Origin of the sequence: Pseudomonas rhodesiae, from assembly GCF_007858255.1 — a bacterium.
Taxonomy (GTDB): Bacteria; Pseudomonadota; Gammaproteobacteria; order Pseudomonadales; family Pseudomonadaceae; genus Aquipseudomonas; species Aquipseudomonas rhodesiae.
Genome location: NZ_VFEU01000025.1, coordinates 56,284 through 74,455, shown reverse-complemented (window position 1 = coordinate 74,455; position 18,172 = coordinate 56,284). Strand labels below are relative to the sequence as shown.

The window sequence follows — 18,172 nt, the reverse complement described above, 5'->3', positions numbered from 1 at the left end:
AGTTGGAGCGCGCTGAACTGATGCCTGTGCCAGCGCCATTCGACGGTTACGTCGAGCGGCCTGCGCGGGTCTCCAGCACCTGCCTGGTCAGCGTCGGGCGCAACCGCTACTCGGTGCCGTGTGAGTATGCGGGTAAGTGGGTCAGCAGCCGTTTGTATCCGACGCGAATCGAGGTGGTGGCTGACGACGCGCTGATCGCCAGCCATGTCCGCTTGCTGGATCGCGACCAGGTCAGCTATGACTGGCAGCACTACCTCCCGCTGATCGAACGCAAGCCCGGTGCGCTGCGCAACGGCGCGCCCTTTGCTGATCTGCCGGCGCCGCTGCGTCAGCTTAAGCACGGTCTGGGGCGTCATGCCGGCGGTGACCGGATCATGGCGCAAGTTCTGGCTGCCGTACCGGTCGCCGGGCTCGATGCGGTGCTGGTGGCTGTTGAGCTGGTACTGGAAAGCGGCAGCCTGAGCGCCGAACACATCCTCAATGTCGTGGCGCGCCTGGCCGCGACCGAACCACCACCCAGCGTCGAAACCCACTTGTCGCTCAAGGAAGCCCCCGTCGCTAACACGGCGCGCTACGACCGCCTGCGTGGCCAGACCGAGGAGATCGGTCATGCGTGATTTGATGGCGGAACTCAAGGAGCTGCGCCTGCACGGCATGGCCACGGCCTGGGCGGAGTTGACTGCGCAGGGTGAGTCGAACACAGCCTCGTCCAAGTGGCTGCTCGAACACCTGCTGGAACAAGAGCACACAGATCGCGCCATGCGCTCGGTGAGCCACCAGATGAACATGGCCAAGCTGCCGATGCACCGCGACCTGGCCGGCTTCGACTTCAGCGCCTCCAGCGCAGACGCTCGTTTGATCAGCGAACTGGCCAGTCTGGCCTTTACCGACACCGCGCAGAACGTGGTGCTGATCGGTGGGCCTGGCACCGGTAAAACCCACCTGGCCACTGCGCTGGCCGTGTCCGGCATCACCCGGCACGGCAAGCGCGTGCGCTTCTACTCCACGGTCGATCTGGTCAATCTGCTGGAGCGCGAAAAGCACGACGGCAAAGCCGGGCGGATCGCCCAAGCTCTGCTGCGCATGGATCTGGTCATCCTCGACGAACTGGGTTATCTGCCCTTCAGCCAGGCCGGCGGTGCGTTGCTGTTTCACCTGCTATCCAAGCTGTACGAACACACCAGCGTGGTGATCACCACCAACCTGAGCTTCGCCGAATGGTCGAGCGTGTTCGGCGACGCCAAGATGACCACCGCCCTGCTGGATCGGCTGACCCACCACTGCCACATCGTCGAAACCGGTAACGAGTCCTATCGCCTGCAACACAGTAGCTTGGCGGCCCAGGCCAAGATCAAATCACGGGAGCGAAAGCGTAAGGGCGGCCAGGAACCGGAGGACGATGAGCCGTTCTGATTTCATGGCGACGACGGCCTGCTACATGGCTGCGTGTGGCAGGTCTTAAACAACTGAACTGGGCTAGCGAAGGAGTGGGGGCAACAGCAGCTGCGCTGGTAGACTTATCCACAGTTGCTGGTAACAAAATCAGCAATCCGCCCTGGGTCAAATTTCAATCGGCAGGGTGGGTCAATTTTCCATCAGCGCCAACACTTTGTCTCCCAACGCTTCGGCGATCGCGATCACCATAGCTCCCGCACCGGATGCTGGTTCGTTGACCGTTATAAAGCCTCGCTCATCTAATCGCTTGCGCAGATCTGCACCATCCCCAAAGAGTTGTGAGGCCATGAGCTTGCAGACTGGGTAAGGGGTGAAAAACTGTCCTCTTGAGCTGTTCCCCAGCTCCAATTCGCCGAATACCTGGCCAAGCACATCGTCAGGCCCATATTCCATTGCCATGGTGAGTTCAGCGAGCATCTGGGGAAACCGATGCACCTCGCTCGGCTCATACTTCTTAATGATGCTCATGTAGCGTTTTTCACGCTCATTACGCTGGGCCAGGTCCACGCTGTTGCTCATCGCTAGCGCGCCCATTTCGCAGAAGTCCGCAAACACATCCCACAAGTGATGGCGATGGCTGTTTGCGTTGAGCAGGCGAATGAGGTTTTTGCGGTGTTCTGCTGGGCTCGAGGATTCGGTCTTTGCGTTTGCGTGTCTTGATTTAGCCATGGTGCTCATCAGCTGCTATCGGGAACGTTAGGACGAACCTAACCCGAAGTGATGAGAACCCAAGAAGTCAGTCGATCACGATCTCTCGTACTGAATCCCAGTCGTTGGGGGAAGCATCGCCGGTGGCAAAAGCGAACCGCATACCCACGGTCGGCCTGCCTTTCTTCATGAGATAAGCCGCAGCTCCAGCGCACATCGACTCGTGCCCCGAGGGTTCATAGTTCCCCTCATCGTCCCAGTTGCCACCCCGTTTTGAATGCACGGTCTTGTGGCACTGGAAAGTAGATTGATCATCCTCGATCAGGGTAGAAATAATCCCCTCCAAGCGCCCGCGGCTTAGCGGAATGGCTCCTTCCTTGAGGAAAGGGCAATTCGCACAGGGTTTTTTCAGTCGGAAATGCTGCTTGATCGGATTCACTGAACCGCATCCTTAGCGCGAGACATCAATGGCGAAAACCTCGACTGGATCTGCGCCGAAGTGTGGATGAACGATCGTCGTCAAGCGATAGCCCTTCCAGGGCAACACAAGTCTTCGTGCGTCGTCTCCGCGCTTCGGATAGCCCCGTGTCAGCTCAATCTGGTCGAAGCTCTGTCCATCCAAACGCCGTCGCCAATAGGGCGTGGCAGCCCGGAATTCTTCCGGCTTGATCCCGGCCTTGATTGCGTCGAAATACTCGCCTTTGAGCGGCAGTACCAGAGTACGCATGAATAGGGTTCCTTTTCAGAGCGGTCGAGTGCAATCTAGGCTCCGATTATCCCATTTGCCAGGCACAACCCAAGCGCATAGCAGGTGGGATGGAATGCTGGTGGCTACCTGATAAGCGTAGGATGTGCGGTTGGAGAAAGCCGATGCTGCCTGGTTGGGAAGTGACGCCCAGCGGCAACCTCTGAAGGAAGGGGGTAGGGAAGGGGAGAGGGAATCTCAGAAAGGCAAAAGCCCGGTGATTAACCGGGCTTTGCAGGTCCCTCTAGGGGGATAAAACTCAAGTGCCTCAAGGGCTACGTGGCAAATAATAGGGTCAGCTGACACTTATGTCAACTATTCAGTAAGCATTTGACCTAGGCTATTTCAGCAATCCACCAGCGTTAACGGCCTTAATCACTGCTGTCTGAATCAGGGTAACGACCTCTCGCGATAGCACCTGCTCAAGATGACCACGCATCGCCCTGGGCTTGAATAGGCGCTGTTTGCTGACCTGCTCAACGAGGTCCGCTTTGGCCCACCTGGTCTGTTGCTTGAAGTACGGTAGCTCGTCAATCAGGTCGCTCCCCAGCTCGACGTGTAGCCCGCGGCTGAGTTTGCCCATGTCCTTTGTTGTCGATAGCGGCACGACAATGCAGGCATTTGGGTCGATGCGCGCATTGAGCACAACAACCAAGCGGTTTTTTATCATTTCGGGCTTCAAGCGATAGTCATAGTTCTTGAAAACTATGACGCCGTTTTCATCGTACTGATAATCGCCGTAATTGCATTCCAAGATTTGACCTATCTTGGGTTCAAAATTAATAGCCATCAATCGTCCTTAAATTGGGTCGCCGCTAGCGATGGATCTTGCCACAGATCAGGGGCGAGAGAGCTAAATGTGATAGTCCTCAGAATGCAAGTTCTTGCTGGCGGTCAGCATATCCGCACCAGCGGGCAAAGCAATCCGGGCTACCCACCTCTATCTCGATGTTTCCTGTATAGCCGTGTACTCGCGCGTCACGGATCAGCTCTGCGATTACCTCGGGACTGTCGCCCATCTCGAAGCAGGTATCAAAAGTGCGTTCGCCAAGTCCTTCATACCCCAGATCCCACAAGTGATAGCTGGTGATCTCACGCACGAGGTTGTGGCGATAGGCTAGCTGCACGAAGCGCACACGGGCCTTAAAGCCCGAAGCTGTTGAGAGGCCTACCTTGTTGCGTAGACGAAACAGTTCGTTGATGGTGGCGGCGTTGTGAGACATAAGGCGATCCGAACTTTCCAGGAGATGCCATCAGGCTACGGCATGAGGTGGGAATCCCAACCGGACTCAACGAGCCACGGGAGAGCCGATGCCGAATGGCGGCATGATCAAAATTTCGTAGACAGAAGGGGGCAGGGGATCAATTTGCACTCTGCTGCCGGTGTATTGGGCTGAAAGCCTCCCATCCAGAGGAAAAACGCCGTGGGGAATTTCAGGATCGGTGCCGTGCCACATCCGGGCGCAGTAGTCGATCCGGAAGAGCCCAACCTCAATCCTGTGGTGGGGAGAAACGGCCCGGCCAGCAACGAGCTGGTGGCCAAGCCGCGCTGCCTCGGCCCAACTCGTTTAGGGCTGGGCTTTTTCCTATGCATCCATCTTCGGGGGGGCTGGCTTGATGAAAACCACCACACCCAGCCAATTCATCAGTGCGTGACCTGGTGCTGAGAAGTCGCCACGTGGTAGCAGCCGGAAGCGCTTCGCAGCCCTGATTTCAACCTGTTTCGAACGAACGGTGAAGATCATGAACTTTTCCGTTAGTCGGGTTGATCGGTGACCAGCTCTACGCCGCCATCCCATTCGGCCAGGACTTCGGCACCGCACGCGGAGCAGGCCGTAGTCACCTCGGGCGATGATTCAGGCAGATGCAACTTGCCTGCTTGGCCGCACACGGTGCAGCGATACACGTACAGAACAAGCGGAGCATTGGTGATCGACATGTCATATTTTCCTATATTCCGTCGCTGTCGGCCTTGGTTGAAATGTAGCGGCATTGCTCGGAATAAAGCTCGTTAAATGGCAAAAGACATAGTTGCTGAGTGCCATCCCTAAAAGTTCGAAGCTCGACCCTCTCAGTGCGTCCAGAATCGAACACAAAATCATCGCCTACGACTGAAAACTCGTCCGTGGTCGTTTTGACGAAGTGATTATTTGATATCAGTAACTCCCCGGCCGACCGGTAACTTTTTAACGTTCGACCATGGATCATCTCCTTAACTGCCCAACAGCCCCAAGCTACTAGGGCTGCTAGAGCTATAATCGGAAATTTCTTCACAATTTTTTGCTGGTGATCTTTGAAGTTATTCATGCACGGTATTTTCCTGGTTGCCGTGGGCGCTGTTCGACCGCACTTCAGCTAGCGTCGGCAGACCCATGCGTTTTCCCTCAACCCACCGTGGGTTTGTCGGTGCCCGTTTTCAAAGGCTGGTTGGCCTCCTTGAATTCGTATTGCTTTACAGGTCGCATAGCAGCCATAAAACCATCCATGAAGAGCCAGGCAGAGAATGTGGCCCCGATTAATACCGCTACCCGGCCAACCCAGTCGTTCACTCCGGTTGAAACAACCAGTTGCATCACCATAGCCGCGAACCAAAATGCGATTGCCTTGTTACCTGAAAACATACTGACCGTCCTGTTTGGGGAGTACGCAATGTGGCGTCCTCGTCTACGTCCTCGGCCCAGCTTTTTAGGGCTGGGCTTGGGGTGTACCTGGTCGGCAGATCCGCCGCGTTTTCCTATGCCGCCGCAACGGCGCGGTCTTCGGGGTGAGCCCATTCGCGGACTTGGCCATACAACGCCGGTTCGTCGATATCGACCCACGCCGGGTTCAGTTCAACATCCTGTCGCTCTGCATGCTCCAGCAGCTCAGCGAGCAACTGCGCACGGCGTGCATTGTCTTGCTCCAGGGTGTGAATTTGCATCGACTGGTCTTCAACCTTCGAGGCTTGCTCTGCCAGGGTGCTCACCACTGCTGAGACTTCTGCCAAGTCCTCGCCTGCGCCCATATCGGCCACGTTGCGAACGTTGTTCAACACTTCTGCCGCCAGCTTTACGGCGGCGCGGTAATCCTCGCCCAGCACCGAGCTATCGCCCAGCGCGTGCAGTTTCCAAAGTGCGTTCTGAATGTCCATTTTCGGTTTCCGTGATCAGTTGTTGGGGGTTGATTCCAGAAGCTCGCGGACTTCATCCGCATACGCCCACCAGATGATGTCAGTCCGTTCAACGCTCCAGCCGTCACTACATGCCGTGCTCCAGTTTGGCTCGTCACCCTCATCAATACAGTTGTAGTCAGTGACCTTGAGGACGTGCAGGCCGTAGGTGGCAGTCAAAGCGATGAGTTTCGGTGACTCCCCGTCAATCAAGCGAGGTACATCTGAAGGTGAGTGCCTAATCATCTTGTTTTCCCTCAAGCAGCGGCTTGATCGGCCTGAGCCATGATCGCCTTGGCCGCGTGGTTGATCATGTAGAGCTGAGCATAAAGGCTGTCGCAGGTCTTCGTTATCCGGTGCTCGTACCACTCTTCGCCGAGGCACAGCACTTCGGCATTGTCGCGCATGAACTGGTGCGCCTCTTCGGTGAAACCGATGTTCTCAGCGAGGTCAAAGAGGTCGTCCCAGTGCATCCAGCGATCATCGCCATTCTCCAGATTTCGGCGATTGGCCACGGTAAGAGCGCGGAACTCCCCCCAATGCTCACCCCGAACCAAGTCCGCATCCTGCGCCCAGGCTGGAAGGGCGTCCCAAATTTCCTGGGAGCAGTTGTCGTGCAGTTCACGGCAGATGCTCGACACCAGCACCTGGCGGAACAGGGTTGTGCTGAATACCTGCTTTTTGTGGGACTCGTTGAGCTTGGTGTGCAGGTAGTAGGTGACGTCATCACCCGCAAGGAACGATATGCCATAGCCCAGGCCGACACTGAACGTGAGGTCGCCGATATCGCCGACAACGGCGATTCCGAACCGGGTCATCATGATATCGAAGGCATAGGCGGTGGTGCGCTCAGCCTTGCAACGCCAAACTTCAACATCGGATTGCTTCACCAGGCAAGTGTACTGGTGATCCTTGAGCTTTTCGGCGGCACGGGCCTTGCGCTCGGCCTCTGTCTGCCGGCGTTCTTCGATGTAGGCCGCTCGCGTTGTTTCAACATTCATGATCCGTTCCTTGACTGCATGTGGGTGACAAAAGATTCAGCTATGAGCGTACTGCGGCTAGCCGAAAACCCAATGGCTGGTTGAGCGACAGTGCGTTGCTCAAAGAAAAGCCCGCCGAGGGAAAGCCTGGCGGGCTCCGGTAATAAAACGAGCAGCTTCAGCGACACCACAGACGAGACAGGAGGGGGAGGAGTGCCTTGGGAGCGTAGCTTCTACCATGAAGCTGCCCAGGGCCTAATTTACCATGACTCGCTGCGGTCTTTTGCTCTCTCAGGAGAACAGCGATTTGATCGCCGAAAGAAGGCTTCGCTTTGGCGCTTCTGGTTCCACAGGTGTTCTTGCCGCACGGTAGGCTGCCATCAGGTGAACATCGTTGGCCAACATCCGGTAGACGCACTGGTTTGCGTCTGGGGTCGGCTTATGCAGCTGGTACCCATGATGTTTGCTGATATACAAAGCAACCGCGGCACTCCGGGATCGCCCGGCCTGGCAATTGACGGCGATATTTTCCCCTTGATCTGCAATTTCACGGATGCGCTCCCGCAGCACGTCAGCCTTGCTGCTCAGCAAGTAGTCGACGTAATTCCGCTCAAAATCTGGCCCGTATATCTCGATGACTTCTTCGTCAAAGCCAGCATCAATGAAGTGGTGGTAGCTCACGCTCTTCCACCGTGCTTCGTCGATGCAGGCCTGATCTTCAAGGCCATCAGATATCGATAACAGGTGCCAGTCGGGGCCTGGCGCGTGTGCTTCAGCGTCGCTGCGCGATAAAAAGATGCAGCTGGGTATGGTTCGGTGCATTTGTCTCTCCGTTGCCATCGGCATGACTACTGGATTGATAGATCCCTTTTTCAATGAAAAAGCCCGCGAGCTGGTCAGGGCTGCGGGCTTCTAGTGTGGAAGGATGGATTACTTCTTGGCGTCGATGAACGGCAGGGTTCCGCCTGGAAGTACCGTGGTAGGCAGCACGCCGTTCCAGCGCTCGGCTTTGGTAAGCTCGACCAGGCCGGGGTTGCTGCCCAGGGCGCGGGCGCGGGCGTCGATGGCTTTTGCTTCCGCTTCGCCGCGCAGCTGGATGCTTTCCGCTTCGGCACGTGCGGCGGCCAGTGCCGAATCCGCGGTAGCCTGGGCCTGGGTGACGACAATCCGCGCCTGGATCTGCTCAGTGGCCAGTTGCTGCTCACGAGTCTTCACGGCAACCTCAGCGCGCATGCGTTCTTCGATCGACTTCTCGTAGGCGTCACTGAAGTCGATGTTCTCGACTTGCACACTGTCGATCACCACCGGTCCACTGATTGCGCCCTTGATTGCGGTGGCGATATCGGCAACCAGCTTGCCGCGTTGCTGTACGGCGTTGACGGCGGTGTACTGACCGAAGACGTTTTCTACCTGTGTCGGGACATGGCGGCTGATCGCCCTTGTCAGCAGGCCGTCCAGATCGGCGTAGCTCTTGTAGACATCCGCGACCTCACCTGCCGGCACGTGCCAGCTGACCGAGACCGACAGCGTTGCAGCCTGCTGGTCACGGCTGTACGCCTGCAAGCCGTCCCACTTGGTGGCGTTGTTCTGTATCGAGATCGCTTTGGCGCTGTCGATGAAGGGGATTTTCCAATGCAGGCCTGGATCTGCCACCTCCATAAAGGCACCGTTGCGCAGAACTACTGCGCGCTCTTTCTCGTCGACGGTGTAAAACGAACCCAGCAGCAGACCCACGCCAATAACGGCCGAAACGGCAATCAAGCCGAGAGCCAGGGGAGATTTGGAGGAGGATGAGAAATTGTTGAATTGCATACTGATGATCCTTGGTGGTTGGTCGCCGGATAGTTTGTTAGGTACTGACTGAGGAATGTCCCGATTTCAGGCGGTTTTATCGCCTGAAAGCGGGCTAAGCTGTTTGTGGTTTGCGGTGTTTTTCTCCTCGGTTTCGGCCGCGTTGCATTGGCCACGCTATAGGCATGCCTGAAATACCCAAGTCGCCTCGATACTGCCGGCTACCTGGCTGATTGAGTCACGGGGGCTGACAGCGCGAAAAAAGGCGACACAAATGGTCGCCTGAGTTCTATGGGTCTCCGTTTAGAGGCTCTTCAACACACCCCAGTGAACTGGACGGCGATCCGCCTTTTCCAGTGCCTCCGCTGCTACCGAGGCTTGCTCGTGCGAACTCCACACGCTGTCGGAGCAACGCTCAACTCCGTGCTCCTGGTCTCGGAAAATCAGGTCAAAGGTCGGAGCCTCATACTGGTCAGAGATATCCCGCACCACAAAGCGCTCGTGCTCGAAGTTTTGTGTCACGGCGGATGTGGCGCTCATAGGCATAATCCTGCCTTCAGGGAGGCCTCGGATGCGGGCTTCGGGGGGGCTTCCAGCTGTTCTACCGAATGACCAGGGGGTGGCCCGCTCGATGCCGACCCGTCGCCTTCTGGTTGGGAGGTGGACGTTTCGATGTTCCAGCGACCAATCTCAATTCCAAGCTCATGGCTGGCCTCTTGTGAGAGCCCTTGCAAAGCGTCCTCAACGGCTAATTCGAGCTTGGCTTTCAGCCGAGAAAGCGCTTGCGGTGAGCCGATAACTCCAATGACCAGGTTGAGAGTAAGTCCAGCCCGATTCCGGGCTTGGGGCGTGACGACCTGCATAAATGGTTCTCCGTATAAGTGATCCGCCTCCTTCTCTCACGACCGCCGAGAATCCCAAGTTCCCGTTGCCTGTTCAGGATTGCTTCTCCGCAGTGTTTAATAGCCGTGTATAAATTTTCTGACGGAAATCCCATGGATCAAAGCCTCGAAGTCTTGGAGCGAACGCTGCAAGCAAGCATCAAAGAGCAGCGTGCAGCACGTCGCTGGAAGAATTTTTTCCGTCTCGCGACTCTTGGGATCGTCGTGACTGCTTTTGTGGTCGGCGGAAGGGCAGACCTTGATGGCGTTGGGGCCGATGTGCCGGTAACAGCAAAAATCAAGGTGAGGGGAGTGATTGCGGATGGGGAGGAAGCGAGCGCTGAGAACCTGAAGCGCAGCCTCGGCAAGGCCTTTGAAAATGAGAATACGAAAGCTGTGATTTTGGAAATCAACAGCCCAGGCGGAAGTCCCGTGCAGGCGGGCCATGTTTACGATGAAGTTCGTCGCTTGCGTGCACTGCATCCAGACACGAAGGTTTATGCCGTCATCACAGATCTGGGTGCCTCCGGTGGCTATTACATCGCCAGCGCAGCCGATGAGATATTTGCGGACAAGGCAAGTTTGGTCGGATCGATCGGTGTCACCGCGGCGAGTTTCGGTTACGTTGAGCTCATGCAAAAGCTTGGGGTTGAACGCCGCGCCTATACCTCCGGGGAACACAAGGCTTTCCTGGATCAATTCCAGCCTCAAAATCCTGAGGAGAGGAAGTTCTGGGAAGGGGTTCTCAAAACAACCCACAACCAATTCATTCGCTCGGTAGAGGCTGGTCGGGGAGATCGTCTGAAAGCCAAGGAGAATCCCGACCTGTACTCGGGGCTGATATGGACGGGCGAGCAAGCGGTGGGACTGGGGCTGGTTGATCGCCTTGGTGATTCTGACTACGTGGCTCGTGAAGTCGTAGGTGTGAGCAAGATCGTTGATTTCACCCGCAAACAGAATCCCCTGGATCGCTTTGCCAGCAAGATCGGCGCTTCGGTTGCCGAACACCTCTCATTGCGGCTTGGGTTCGACGGCCTGAGCTTGCGCTAAAGCCCAGCAGGAACCCGGCCAGGCTAAGCAGTATCTGCCCCGTCCAGAGATGGACGGGGCATTTTTTTAGCCGCGCTTGAGTTGATCACGCAACTGAGTGGGTAGATTGCGAATAGTCAGCGTGCCGGCATTCTCGTCGTAGTCGATCTTGGAGCCCAGCAGGTGGGCCTCGAAGCTGATCGACAGACCTTCGGCGCGGCCGGTGAAGCGGCGGAATTGGTTCAGGGTGCGTTTATCCGCTGGGATCTCAGGTGACAGTCCGTAGTCGCGGTTGCGGATGTGATCGTAGAACGCCTTTGGTCGATCTTCATCGATCAGCCCGGACAGCTCCTCCAGCGTCATCGGCTCGCCCAACTTCGCCTGGCTGGTCGCGTAGCCAACCAGAGTATTGGTCTTCTCCCGCGCCTGCTCCTCGGGCAGATCCTCGCTCTCGACGAAATCGCTGAATGCCTTGAGCAAGGTGCGGGTTTCACCGGGGGCGTCTACACCCTCCTGGCAACCGATGAAATCACGGAAGTAGTCGGAGACCTTTCGACCGTTCTTGCCCTTGATGAACGAAATGTACTGTTTGGACTGCTTGTTGTTCTGCCACTCGCTGATGTTGATGCGCGCTGCCAGGTGCAGTTGGCCGAGATCCAGGTGCTTGGCTGGGGTCACGTCCAGGGCGTCGGTCACCGCCACGCCGTCGCTGTGGTGCAGCAGGGCGATGGCCATGTAGTCGGTCATGCCTTGCTGATAGTGGGCGAACAGGACGTGGCCGCCGGTGGAGAGGTTCGATTCTTCCATCAGCTTTTGCAGGTGCTCTACGGCAGCGTGAGTGAAAGATGTGAAGTCCTGGCCGCCCTCGATGTACTCCTTCAGCCATCGGCTGAAGGGATAAGCGCCGGACTCCGCATGGAAGAGCCCCCAGGCCTTGCCCTGCTTTGCGTTGTAGCTCTCGTTTAGATCGGCGAGCATGTTGTCGATGGGTGGCGACACACCCAGCTCGCTGTCGCGGGCGTGCAGGACGGCTGGAGTACCATCAGGTTTTTTGTCGATCTGATGAACGATGATGTGACGGATTGGCATGAGCAAAGTCCCTGTAGTTTGGGGTTAGTAAGGCGTTTCGTGGGGGTGTTTCGACAAATGGGCGGTGAGCACTTGCTTACTGAAGTCGGTCAGGATTTCAGGAGCAAGAACGGAACCGGTGATTGCAGCGGCGGGGCGAAAAATCCTCTTGCCGGAAGCCGTGAGCCAATCGAACACCATGAAGTGTTGGTGCGCTCCAGTTTTGAGAGGCGGCAGCGCCTGCCAGGTCATAGTTGAACTGGCGTATAGCGACAGTGCTGATATGACGGTTTGCGACTCCCCTGCATTGCGGCTCCGCTCGGGCAGAGCGTCATAGGCGCTGAGGGTTGCGCCGAGAACATCAGCGGGCTGAAGTCCGTCAAGATTCTTCAGATCCTCGCCGCTCTGCATTGCTCGATAGCCGTCCAGCGTCAGCTGGCCAACGAGTCGGGGGCCAGCAACCAGGTTGTATGAGTACAGCCAGAATCCAACGGCATTTCGTGCGCCGGCTGCTTCATCATCGATAACCCAGCTTGCATGCCGCAGCGACTCAGCAAACTTGCGAGCGCGCGCCTTTCCTACGTCATCCATCTACGACTCCTATCTCTTGGCCTGCGTCGACGCCTGTGCGAAAGCTCAGGCAATGTCGAACACAGTCGCACGCCGGCCGGAAAACCCAAGTCGAGATGCGAGCATCAGGAAGAGCCTGTATCGGCGCATTGGCAGGAAAAAATATCCGTCTCAATCAGGCTGCGCTCTGTTGCCGTCTCCATTCCACGGATCGAGCACCTGGCTTGGGTTATTTCGAAGCGATGGTTTCCTACCTGTAGTTCTTACAGCGGGAAACCTCGATGCAGCTCCGACCCTACCAACAACAGCAGGATTTTGAACTCCGCAAGGGCATAAGCCTTGGCGCGATCATTCAGATGCTGATGAGTCCTACGGGCTCCGGTAAGACAGAGGTGGCCAAGCACATCATTGCCGGTGCGCAGGCGAAGAACCGGAGGGCCTGGTTCATCGTCGACAGCGTGAAGCTGCTCGATCAGACGCTTGAGCGGTTCCACAAAGATGGTTTGGTCGCCGGTGCAATTCAGTCAGACCATCCCTGCACTGACTACCGAAAGCCCATCCAGGTCGCAACGATCCAGAGCTTGCGTCCGCGACTGGATTACATGCTCAACCACCACAAACCACACCTTGTTCTCATTGACGAGGCGCATGTCATCCACGAAGCCCACATTGAGCTGATCACGTGGTGCCGGCGGAACAAGGTGCCAGTTATTGGGCTCAGTGCTACCCCATGGCGGCGAGGCCTGGGCCGCATCTTTGACAGACTGGTCAACTGCATCTCCCTTTCCGAGCTGACAGACCAAGGTTTCCTTGTCCCTACACAGTGCTACGCGCCCTCCGTGCCTTCGCTGAAGGGGGTGAGCACGAAGCCGAATGGTGACTGGATCGAGGACGAGCTTGCCACGGTCATGGGTGACGCCAAGCTGCTTGGTGACGTGGTAACGCACTGGAAAGAACTGGGTGAAAACCGCAAAACAATGGTTTTCGCCTGCAACGTCCAGCATTCCAAGAAGCTCGCTGCTGAGTTTTTAAAAGCTGGGGTTGCCGCAGCTCATATCGATGGCTATATGCCGCCGCATGAGACCGAGGAGATCTTGCGCCAGTACAAGGCGGGCAAGATAAGGGTCTTGGTCTCAGTGGCTATGCTGATCAAGGGGTTTGATGACCCCTCGACCAGTTGCCTCGTGATAGCGCGGCCTACCAAGTCCCTGATGCTTCACTACCAGATGATTGGCCGCGGGCTGCGACTCTCGCCTGAAACTGGAAAAATCGACTGCATTATCATTGACCACTCCGGGAACCTCTTGCTTAACGGGAAGCCAACGGACGAGGTGCCCGACGCCATGGACAATGGGGAAGGGGAGCGTCTTGACCGCCGCCCGCAGGACAAAGGCGATCAGGAGAAAAAAACCAAGCCATGTCCGAAGTGCAGCTTTGTTTTCAGCGGATTGCTCTGTCCGAAGTGTGGCAACGAAATCGTAATACCGGATGGGGTGGCGGTGGCCACCGGCAAACTGGTGAAGCTAGACGATCGACGCAAAGTGCTCGGGCCGACCAGTAAACAGCACACTTTCTGCGAGCTGCTTGGGTACGCCCGTGAGACCGGCAAGAAAGACGGGTGGGCTCAGTACGCATACCAGGCATACATGAAAGAGCTGCCAGATCGCGCATGGATCGGTACCGTGCAACCCAAACCACCGAGCGAAGACATGAAAAGCTGGGTGAAGGGCTATAACGTCCGTCGCGCCAAAAGCAAACGCCGATTCGGGTGAGCCGGTGGCTTGGGATTATCTAGAGCCATGTTTCACTGCTTTCAGCTGGGACTTAACACCCATGCGATTTTTCAACAACCAAGGATTGACATCCTCCCCCGGCTTAAACGCCGGGGATTCCCTCTCCAGGACGCTCATGCCCGAGCGCGAGAATGTTCCTGGCCGCGTTCACGTCGCGGTCGTGAGTGACACCGCACTCACAGATCCATTCCCTTATTCCAAGCCCTGCGATACCTCTCGGCCTGCTGGCGGGCAATGCACCGCAACAGCTACAGGTTTGGGTGGTGTACGCCTCGTTCACGACCCTGAAGACGATGCCTGCGTGCGCGCATTTGTAGGCCAGCATTGTTTTCAGTTGACCCCAGCCGGCATCGAGCACCGACTTGGCCATCTTGGTTTTGACGAGTTTCTGCGAGCTGACATCGCCCACGATGATCGTGTTGCAGCGCTCGACCAGCGAGCGGCTGAATTTGTGTAAGGCATCCTTGCGCCGGTTGGCTATCTTGGCGTGGATTGCCCGCACCCGAGCTTTCTTGCCAGCACGCTGGGCGCTGGCCAGCTTGGGCTCCAGGTCGCGGTAGAAACGGCCATTCTCCAGCCGCTGCCCGTCGCTACAGGTGGCCACGTCCTTCAGGCCCAGGTCGATGCCTACTACCCCTTGCCCCGTCGATAGCTGGGTCTCCAGCTCGACGACCACATTGAAATACCAGCGGCCTCGGGCGTCTTCGCTGAAGCTGCCGGAGCGGAGGCGGTACTGGCCCAGCCCGTAGCTGTCCCAGACCTTGAAGCATCTGCCATTGTGGAACACCTGGCCGTTCTTCCAGCTCGCTGCGCCGGATTTGAACGGAATCCAGCCGAGCGAGCGGCGAACACCGATCGATTTACGCCAGCTCAGCCGGGCCTTCTTGAACTGCCGGCGGCGCGTGGCGTATTCCCGCGACACTTCCTGCAATGTCTGCGAGTGCAGGCCCAGTTCCTTGCTTGCGCCCTGGGTATAGCGATCTAAGTCGTAGGCCGACAGAAAGACCCCGCGCTCACGGATCGAGCGATGGCTGAGTTCGTTCAGGTAGTTCCAGACGAAATTCACCTGCCGGGCCATCTGGCGCAGCAGCTGAGTGTGTTTGTCTCGAACGCGAACCTGGAGGGTCTTGGTGTGCTTCATGTCGGCAGCGTGCCATAGCTCTGGAATAACCCAAGGTGAGCCATCGCTATTCTCCGGCCGCCCCGATCTAGGGCGGCGTCTGCGTAATTCAGACCAAAAAACCGCCCGAAACCAGACCTTTCCCCGCGACCTGCATGAAACGATCTCCTCACCTAAGGAGACTCACATGCCCAGCGAAAAATATCTTCCGGCGATATGCCGATCACCACTCATTGACTACCTGGCAGGCATCGGCTCGCACGCGGTCATGATTCTGACGTTCAGGCACAGCGGCGAAGAGCTGCGCTCGATGTCCAGTCGTCACGCTGCCGGCTTGATGGCAGTAGCGGTTGGCATGGTCGTCGCCTGTACCCACCTCGCCCCGAGCTCCAGCTCCACGCATAGCTTGGCGCTTTACACACTATTTCCCCTCCTCATAGCAGCAGCAGCCTTACGCACCTTCGGAATGCATGCCGTTGCAGGGTATGCGACGTTCCTGGTGGTGACAGAGCCGGTAGCCCTGGTTGTTCGCCATCTCCCAATGGGCGACCTGATTGATGCCGTGTTTTCGTTCTGGTGCTTAGCAGCGCTGTCTGTCTACGGCGGCAAATGTGCAAAAAACAGAATGGAGTCGCCTCAATGAAGTCGACCGCAGAACAGCTCCCCATCATCGAATACCAAGGTGACCATCTGGTGGTGAAGGCCTATGCCGGGTGCGGCAAGACGACAACGCTTGTTGCCTACGCCAACCATCACAGCCACTTGCGCATGCTCTATCTGGCGTACAACCGCGCTATCCGGGATGAAGGCGCGGAGAAGTTTCCGAAAAACGTAGTGTGCAAGACATCCCACCAGTTGGCCTGGCCGCAGTTTGGCCGACACTATCAGCACAAGCTCGGGAACATCCGTCTGACGGATGCTGCCGGGCTCCTCAAAACACGGAACTGGGGAGATGTTCGAGACGCTATCGCTGTGCTCAATGCCTACCTTTCGAGCGCTGACGAAGAAATCAGTGAGGCGCATTATTTTGCTGCGCTCAGCGAGGAAGAGGCAGCGGAGCACGGAGCCGATCACCTCGACCGGACGATAAATTCTGCCCAGAAACTCTGGGACGAGATGATCGATACCGAGAGCAAATTCCCCTGCCAGCATGACGCATACCTGAAGCTCTTCCAGCTCAGTAATCCCCAGCTGCCGTATGACGTGATCCTTTTCGATGAGGCGCAGGACAGTAACCCCGTAACTGCCTCCCTGGTCGCTGGTCAGAAGGCGAGGAAGATATTTGTCGGCGACAAATGGCAGCAAATCTACCGTTGGCGAGGGGCTGAGAACGCACTTGATACGCAGATTGTGCAGGGCGCGGCGTCGATGTTCTTGACCAACTCGTTCCGGTTCGGGCCGATGATTGCCGGCGTAGCCAATGCGATCCTCAAACAGCAAGGGGAAACACGTCCCCTGGTTGGGTTTGGTGCCCGCGACAAAGTGACGACATCGCTGCCCTCTGGATGTAACCACTACACCGTGCTCAACCGCACGGTGATCGGCGTGATCATGACGGCCATTGATGCTGTATCTGACGGCCAAGTTGTCTACTGGAACGGGGGGATTGAGGCATACCAAATCTCCGACCTCGAGGATGTTTACCATCTGAAGGTCGGCCGCAAGGATGAGATCCGCAACAAGCGCCTTTTCGGGCAGTTCAGCGACTTTGGAGGGTTTGCCGAAGCGGCAGAGGAGTCGAAGGATGCCGAGATGAATCGGATGCTCAGGATACTCAAGGAGCACAACGACATTCCGAAGTTGATCTCGGCGCTACGCCGCAACTCAACGGATGATCCTCTTGATGCAGATGTGATTGTGAGCACCTGCCACCGCTCGAAGGGGCTGGAGTGGGATGTGGTTGTCTTGGAAGAAGATTTCCCAGACATCTTCGACGAAGAGAAGATCACCCCTGATCAGCGGGTTGATGAGTTGAATTTGCTCTATGTCGCAGCCACAAGAGCAAAGAAGGTGTTGGTGATCAACAGCATCACCCAGGTCGTGATCCAAAAAAGTCACGCTGAGGCCAAGCGGGAGATGGAAGCAGCAGCGGGGCAGCGCGCATGATCTACCTCTATCTCGCGCTTTTACTGGTGCCGGCCGGCGCGATTTTTGTCTGGGGTAAGCTGGTGTCACAGTTTTCGGTAAAGACGTGGATCGTCTATCGGAACACTGGAATCATCGGCGGGCCTGTACATGAAATGGCGCACGCGATTGCATGCCTGCTCTTCGGCCTGCGAATCAGGAAGCTTGCTCTATTCGCACCGGATGCAATCACTGGGCAGCTGGGCTACGTCGAGTTTTCCTACAGCCCGTTTTCTCTGCGCAACTCGATTGGTCTCCTTGTTCAGGGCATAGCGCCCTTGTTGGCCGGGGGCGCAATCGCCGTTATCTCCCTTGGCACATCATACGATCAGAGCCTTCCCGACCAGGGATTGGTGCCGTTGGTTGTCTGGATCGGCGCTGTGGCCACCGGTTCTGTTACCGCGATCGTCGACTTGGGTACTGGCTCATTGCAGGGGTTTGCTCTGGCGTTACTCGTCCTGGTTATCTCGATGCACGCCATCCCAAGCACAGCCGATACCGCCCTGGGTCTCAAGGGATTCGCGATCATCGCGGTCGCTTTCGGCGGATTAATTTTCTTGCTCCAGATGATCCCATTCCAAGGAGAAGGCGTAGCAATGGCGTTCATCATCAAGGCAGCGGATCTGGGGACGCGCTATCTCGAGATCGGCATGTGGCATGCACTCAACGGCGCGGTGACGGTGGTGACCCTATCTGTAGTAGCGAGCTTAGTGCTGATCCTGCTCCCAGCGTTTTTCTTCCATCTAAAATCCTTCTGGGATGGAGCCCGTGGCCATGTTTGAGCACTTATGGTGCATGCAATCGCGGGTGCATTAGGCCC

At 57.0% G+C, this 18,172-nt stretch carries 23 protein-coding genes and 1 pseudogene; 7 read left to right on the top strand and 17 right to left on the bottom strand.

All coding sequences use genetic code 11. The features are described 5' to 3' along the window. Together istA and istB are read left to right on the top strand one after the other, a co-directional pair. A pseudogene (istA, locus tag FIV35_RS24355) lies at positions 1-617 on the top strand (IS21-like element ISPst3 family transposase); the annotation flags it as partial. Further along, complete coding sequence (gene istB, locus FIV35_RS24350; protein WP_010454871.1) at positions 610-1,413, top strand: IS21-like element ISPst3 family helper ATPase IstB; 804 nt, start codon at positions 610-612, stop codon at positions 1,411-1,413. The pseudogene istA and the gene istB, both read left to right, overlap by 8 nt. Before the next feature lie 171 nt (positions 1,414-1,584). On the opposite strand, the gene FIV35_RS24345 is transcribed toward istB, so the two are convergent. From FIV35_RS24345 to FIV35_RS24280, 14 genes are all read right to left on the bottom strand, one after another. Further along, positions 1,585-2,133 (bottom strand): DNA methyltransferase family protein, encoded by a 549-nt coding sequence (locus FIV35_RS24345; protein ID WP_231980894.1) that lies wholly within the window; start codon positions 2,131-2,133, stop codon positions 1,585-1,587. Between the two features lie 58 nt (positions 2,134-2,191). After that, complete coding sequence (locus FIV35_RS24340) at positions 2,192-2,542, bottom strand: phosphatase PAP2 family protein (protein ID WP_011077933.1); 351 nt, start codon at positions 2,540-2,542, stop codon at positions 2,192-2,194. A 12-nt stretch (positions 2,543-2,554) separates the two neighbouring features. After that, complete coding sequence (locus FIV35_RS24335) at positions 2,555-2,830, bottom strand: hypothetical protein (RefSeq protein WP_011077934.1); 276 nt, start codon at positions 2,828-2,830, stop codon at positions 2,555-2,557. A 358-nt stretch (positions 2,831-3,188) separates the two neighbouring features. Further along, complete coding sequence (locus tag FIV35_RS24330; protein ID WP_011077935.1) at positions 3,189-3,638, bottom strand: type II toxin-antitoxin system PemK/MazF family toxin; 450 nt, start codon at positions 3,636-3,638, stop codon at positions 3,189-3,191. Between the two features lie 79 nt (positions 3,639-3,717). Further along, on the bottom strand, positions 3,718-4,071 hold the full coding sequence (locus tag FIV35_RS24325; RefSeq protein WP_053060103.1) for a hypothetical protein: 354 nt from the start codon (positions 4,069-4,071) through the stop codon (positions 3,718-3,720). Positions 4,072-4,434: 363 nt separating this feature from the next. Further along, entirely contained in the window at positions 4,435-4,593 is a 159-nt protein-coding gene (locus FIV35_RS29680; protein WP_170245417.1) for a hypothetical protein, read from the bottom strand. A gap of 11 nt (positions 4,594-4,604) precedes the next feature. Continuing rightward, complete coding sequence (locus FIV35_RS24320) at positions 4,605-4,787, bottom strand: FmdB family zinc ribbon protein (RefSeq protein WP_047882730.1); 183 nt, start codon at positions 4,785-4,787, stop codon at positions 4,605-4,607. 11 nt (positions 4,788-4,798) lie between these two features. Further along, entirely contained in the window at positions 4,799-5,155 is a 357-nt protein-coding gene (locus FIV35_RS24315) for a hypothetical protein (RefSeq protein ID WP_047882729.1), read from the bottom strand. A gap of 77 nt (positions 5,156-5,232) precedes the next feature. Beyond that, positions 5,233-5,469, bottom strand: coding sequence for a hypothetical protein (locus tag FIV35_RS24310; RefSeq protein ID WP_020190240.1), 237 nt, complete (start codon positions 5,467-5,469; stop codon positions 5,233-5,235). 113 nt (positions 5,470-5,582) lie between these two features. Continuing rightward, positions 5,583-5,978, bottom strand: coding sequence for a hypothetical protein (locus tag FIV35_RS24305; protein WP_047882728.1), 396 nt, complete (start codon positions 5,976-5,978; stop codon positions 5,583-5,585). Positions 5,979-6,253: 275 nt separating this feature from the next. Further along, positions 6,254-6,997, bottom strand: coding sequence for a hypothetical protein (locus FIV35_RS24295; protein ID WP_047882726.1), 744 nt, complete (start codon positions 6,995-6,997; stop codon positions 6,254-6,256). 270 nt (positions 6,998-7,267) lie between these two features. After that, positions 7,268-7,798 carry a protein-tyrosine phosphatase family protein gene (locus FIV35_RS24290; RefSeq protein WP_011077944.1) on the bottom strand — a complete coding sequence of 177 codons (531 nt, stop codon included), beginning with the start codon at positions 7,796-7,798 and terminating at the stop codon, positions 7,268-7,270. Between the two features lie 108 nt (positions 7,799-7,906). After that, positions 7,907-8,788 (bottom strand): prohibitin family protein, encoded by an 882-nt coding sequence (locus FIV35_RS24285; protein ID WP_011077945.1) that lies wholly within the window; start codon positions 8,786-8,788, stop codon positions 7,907-7,909. A gap of 282 nt (positions 8,789-9,070) precedes the next feature. Next, positions 9,071-9,307: a hypothetical protein gene (locus FIV35_RS24280; protein WP_016502335.1), complete on the bottom strand. Its 237-nt coding sequence runs from the start codon at positions 9,305-9,307 to the stop codon at positions 9,071-9,073. 455 nt (positions 9,308-9,762) lie between these two features. On the opposite strand from FIV35_RS24280, the gene sppA reads away from it, so the two are divergent. Beyond that, the gene (sppA, locus tag FIV35_RS24270; RefSeq protein WP_083377978.1) at positions 9,763-10,698 is read left to right on the top strand and encodes a signal peptide peptidase SppA; all 936 of its coding nucleotides are present in this window, start codon (positions 9,763-9,765) and stop codon (positions 10,696-10,698) included. Between the two features lie 66 nt (positions 10,699-10,764). Here sppA and yejK read toward each other — a convergent pair whose 3' ends face one another. Further along, the gene (yejK, locus tag FIV35_RS24265; RefSeq protein WP_043859657.1) at positions 10,765-11,766 is read right to left on the bottom strand and encodes a nucleoid-associated protein YejK; all 1,002 of its coding nucleotides are present in this window, start codon (positions 11,764-11,766) and stop codon (positions 10,765-10,767) included. 24 nt (positions 11,767-11,790) lie between these two features. Beyond that, positions 11,791-12,336: a hypothetical protein gene (locus FIV35_RS24260; RefSeq protein WP_060763793.1), complete on the bottom strand. Its 546-nt coding sequence runs from the start codon at positions 12,334-12,336 to the stop codon at positions 11,791-11,793. Between the two features lie 260 nt (positions 12,337-12,596). On the opposite strand from FIV35_RS24260, the gene FIV35_RS24255 reads away from it, so the two are divergent. Further along, positions 12,597-14,087 (top strand): DEAD/DEAH box helicase, encoded by a 1,491-nt coding sequence (locus tag FIV35_RS24255; protein WP_033045069.1) that lies wholly within the window; start codon positions 12,597-12,599, stop codon positions 14,085-14,087. A 103-nt stretch (positions 14,088-14,190) separates the two neighbouring features. Here the strand turns inward: FIV35_RS24255 and FIV35_RS24250 are convergent, their stop codons facing one another. After that, positions 14,191-15,249, bottom strand: a complete 1,059-nt coding sequence (locus FIV35_RS24250; protein ID WP_028622356.1) for an RNA-guided endonuclease InsQ/TnpB family protein — start codon at positions 15,247-15,249, stop codon at positions 14,191-14,193. Between the two features lie 166 nt (positions 15,250-15,415). Between FIV35_RS24250 and FIV35_RS24245 the strand changes: the two genes are divergently transcribed. Genes FIV35_RS24245 through FIV35_RS24235 form a run of 3 tightly spaced genes read left to right on the top strand, consistent with a single transcriptional unit; the run spans position 15,416 to position 18,134 of the window. Beyond that, positions 15,416-15,871, top strand: a complete 456-nt coding sequence (locus FIV35_RS24245) for a hypothetical protein (protein ID WP_028622355.1) — start codon at positions 15,416-15,418, stop codon at positions 15,869-15,871. Next, positions 15,868-17,334, top strand: a complete 1,467-nt coding sequence (locus tag FIV35_RS24240) for a 3'-5' exonuclease (RefSeq protein WP_028622354.1) — start codon at positions 15,868-15,870, stop codon at positions 17,332-17,334. Before FIV35_RS24245 ends, FIV35_RS24240 begins: the two co-directional genes overlap by 4 nt. After that, positions 17,331-18,134 (top strand): hypothetical protein, encoded by an 804-nt coding sequence (locus FIV35_RS24235; protein ID WP_028622353.1) that lies wholly within the window; start codon positions 17,331-17,333, stop codon positions 18,132-18,134. The genes FIV35_RS24240 and FIV35_RS24235 overlap by 4 nt, the downstream gene beginning before the upstream one ends. The last annotated feature ends 38 nt before the right edge of the window (positions 18,135-18,172 follow it).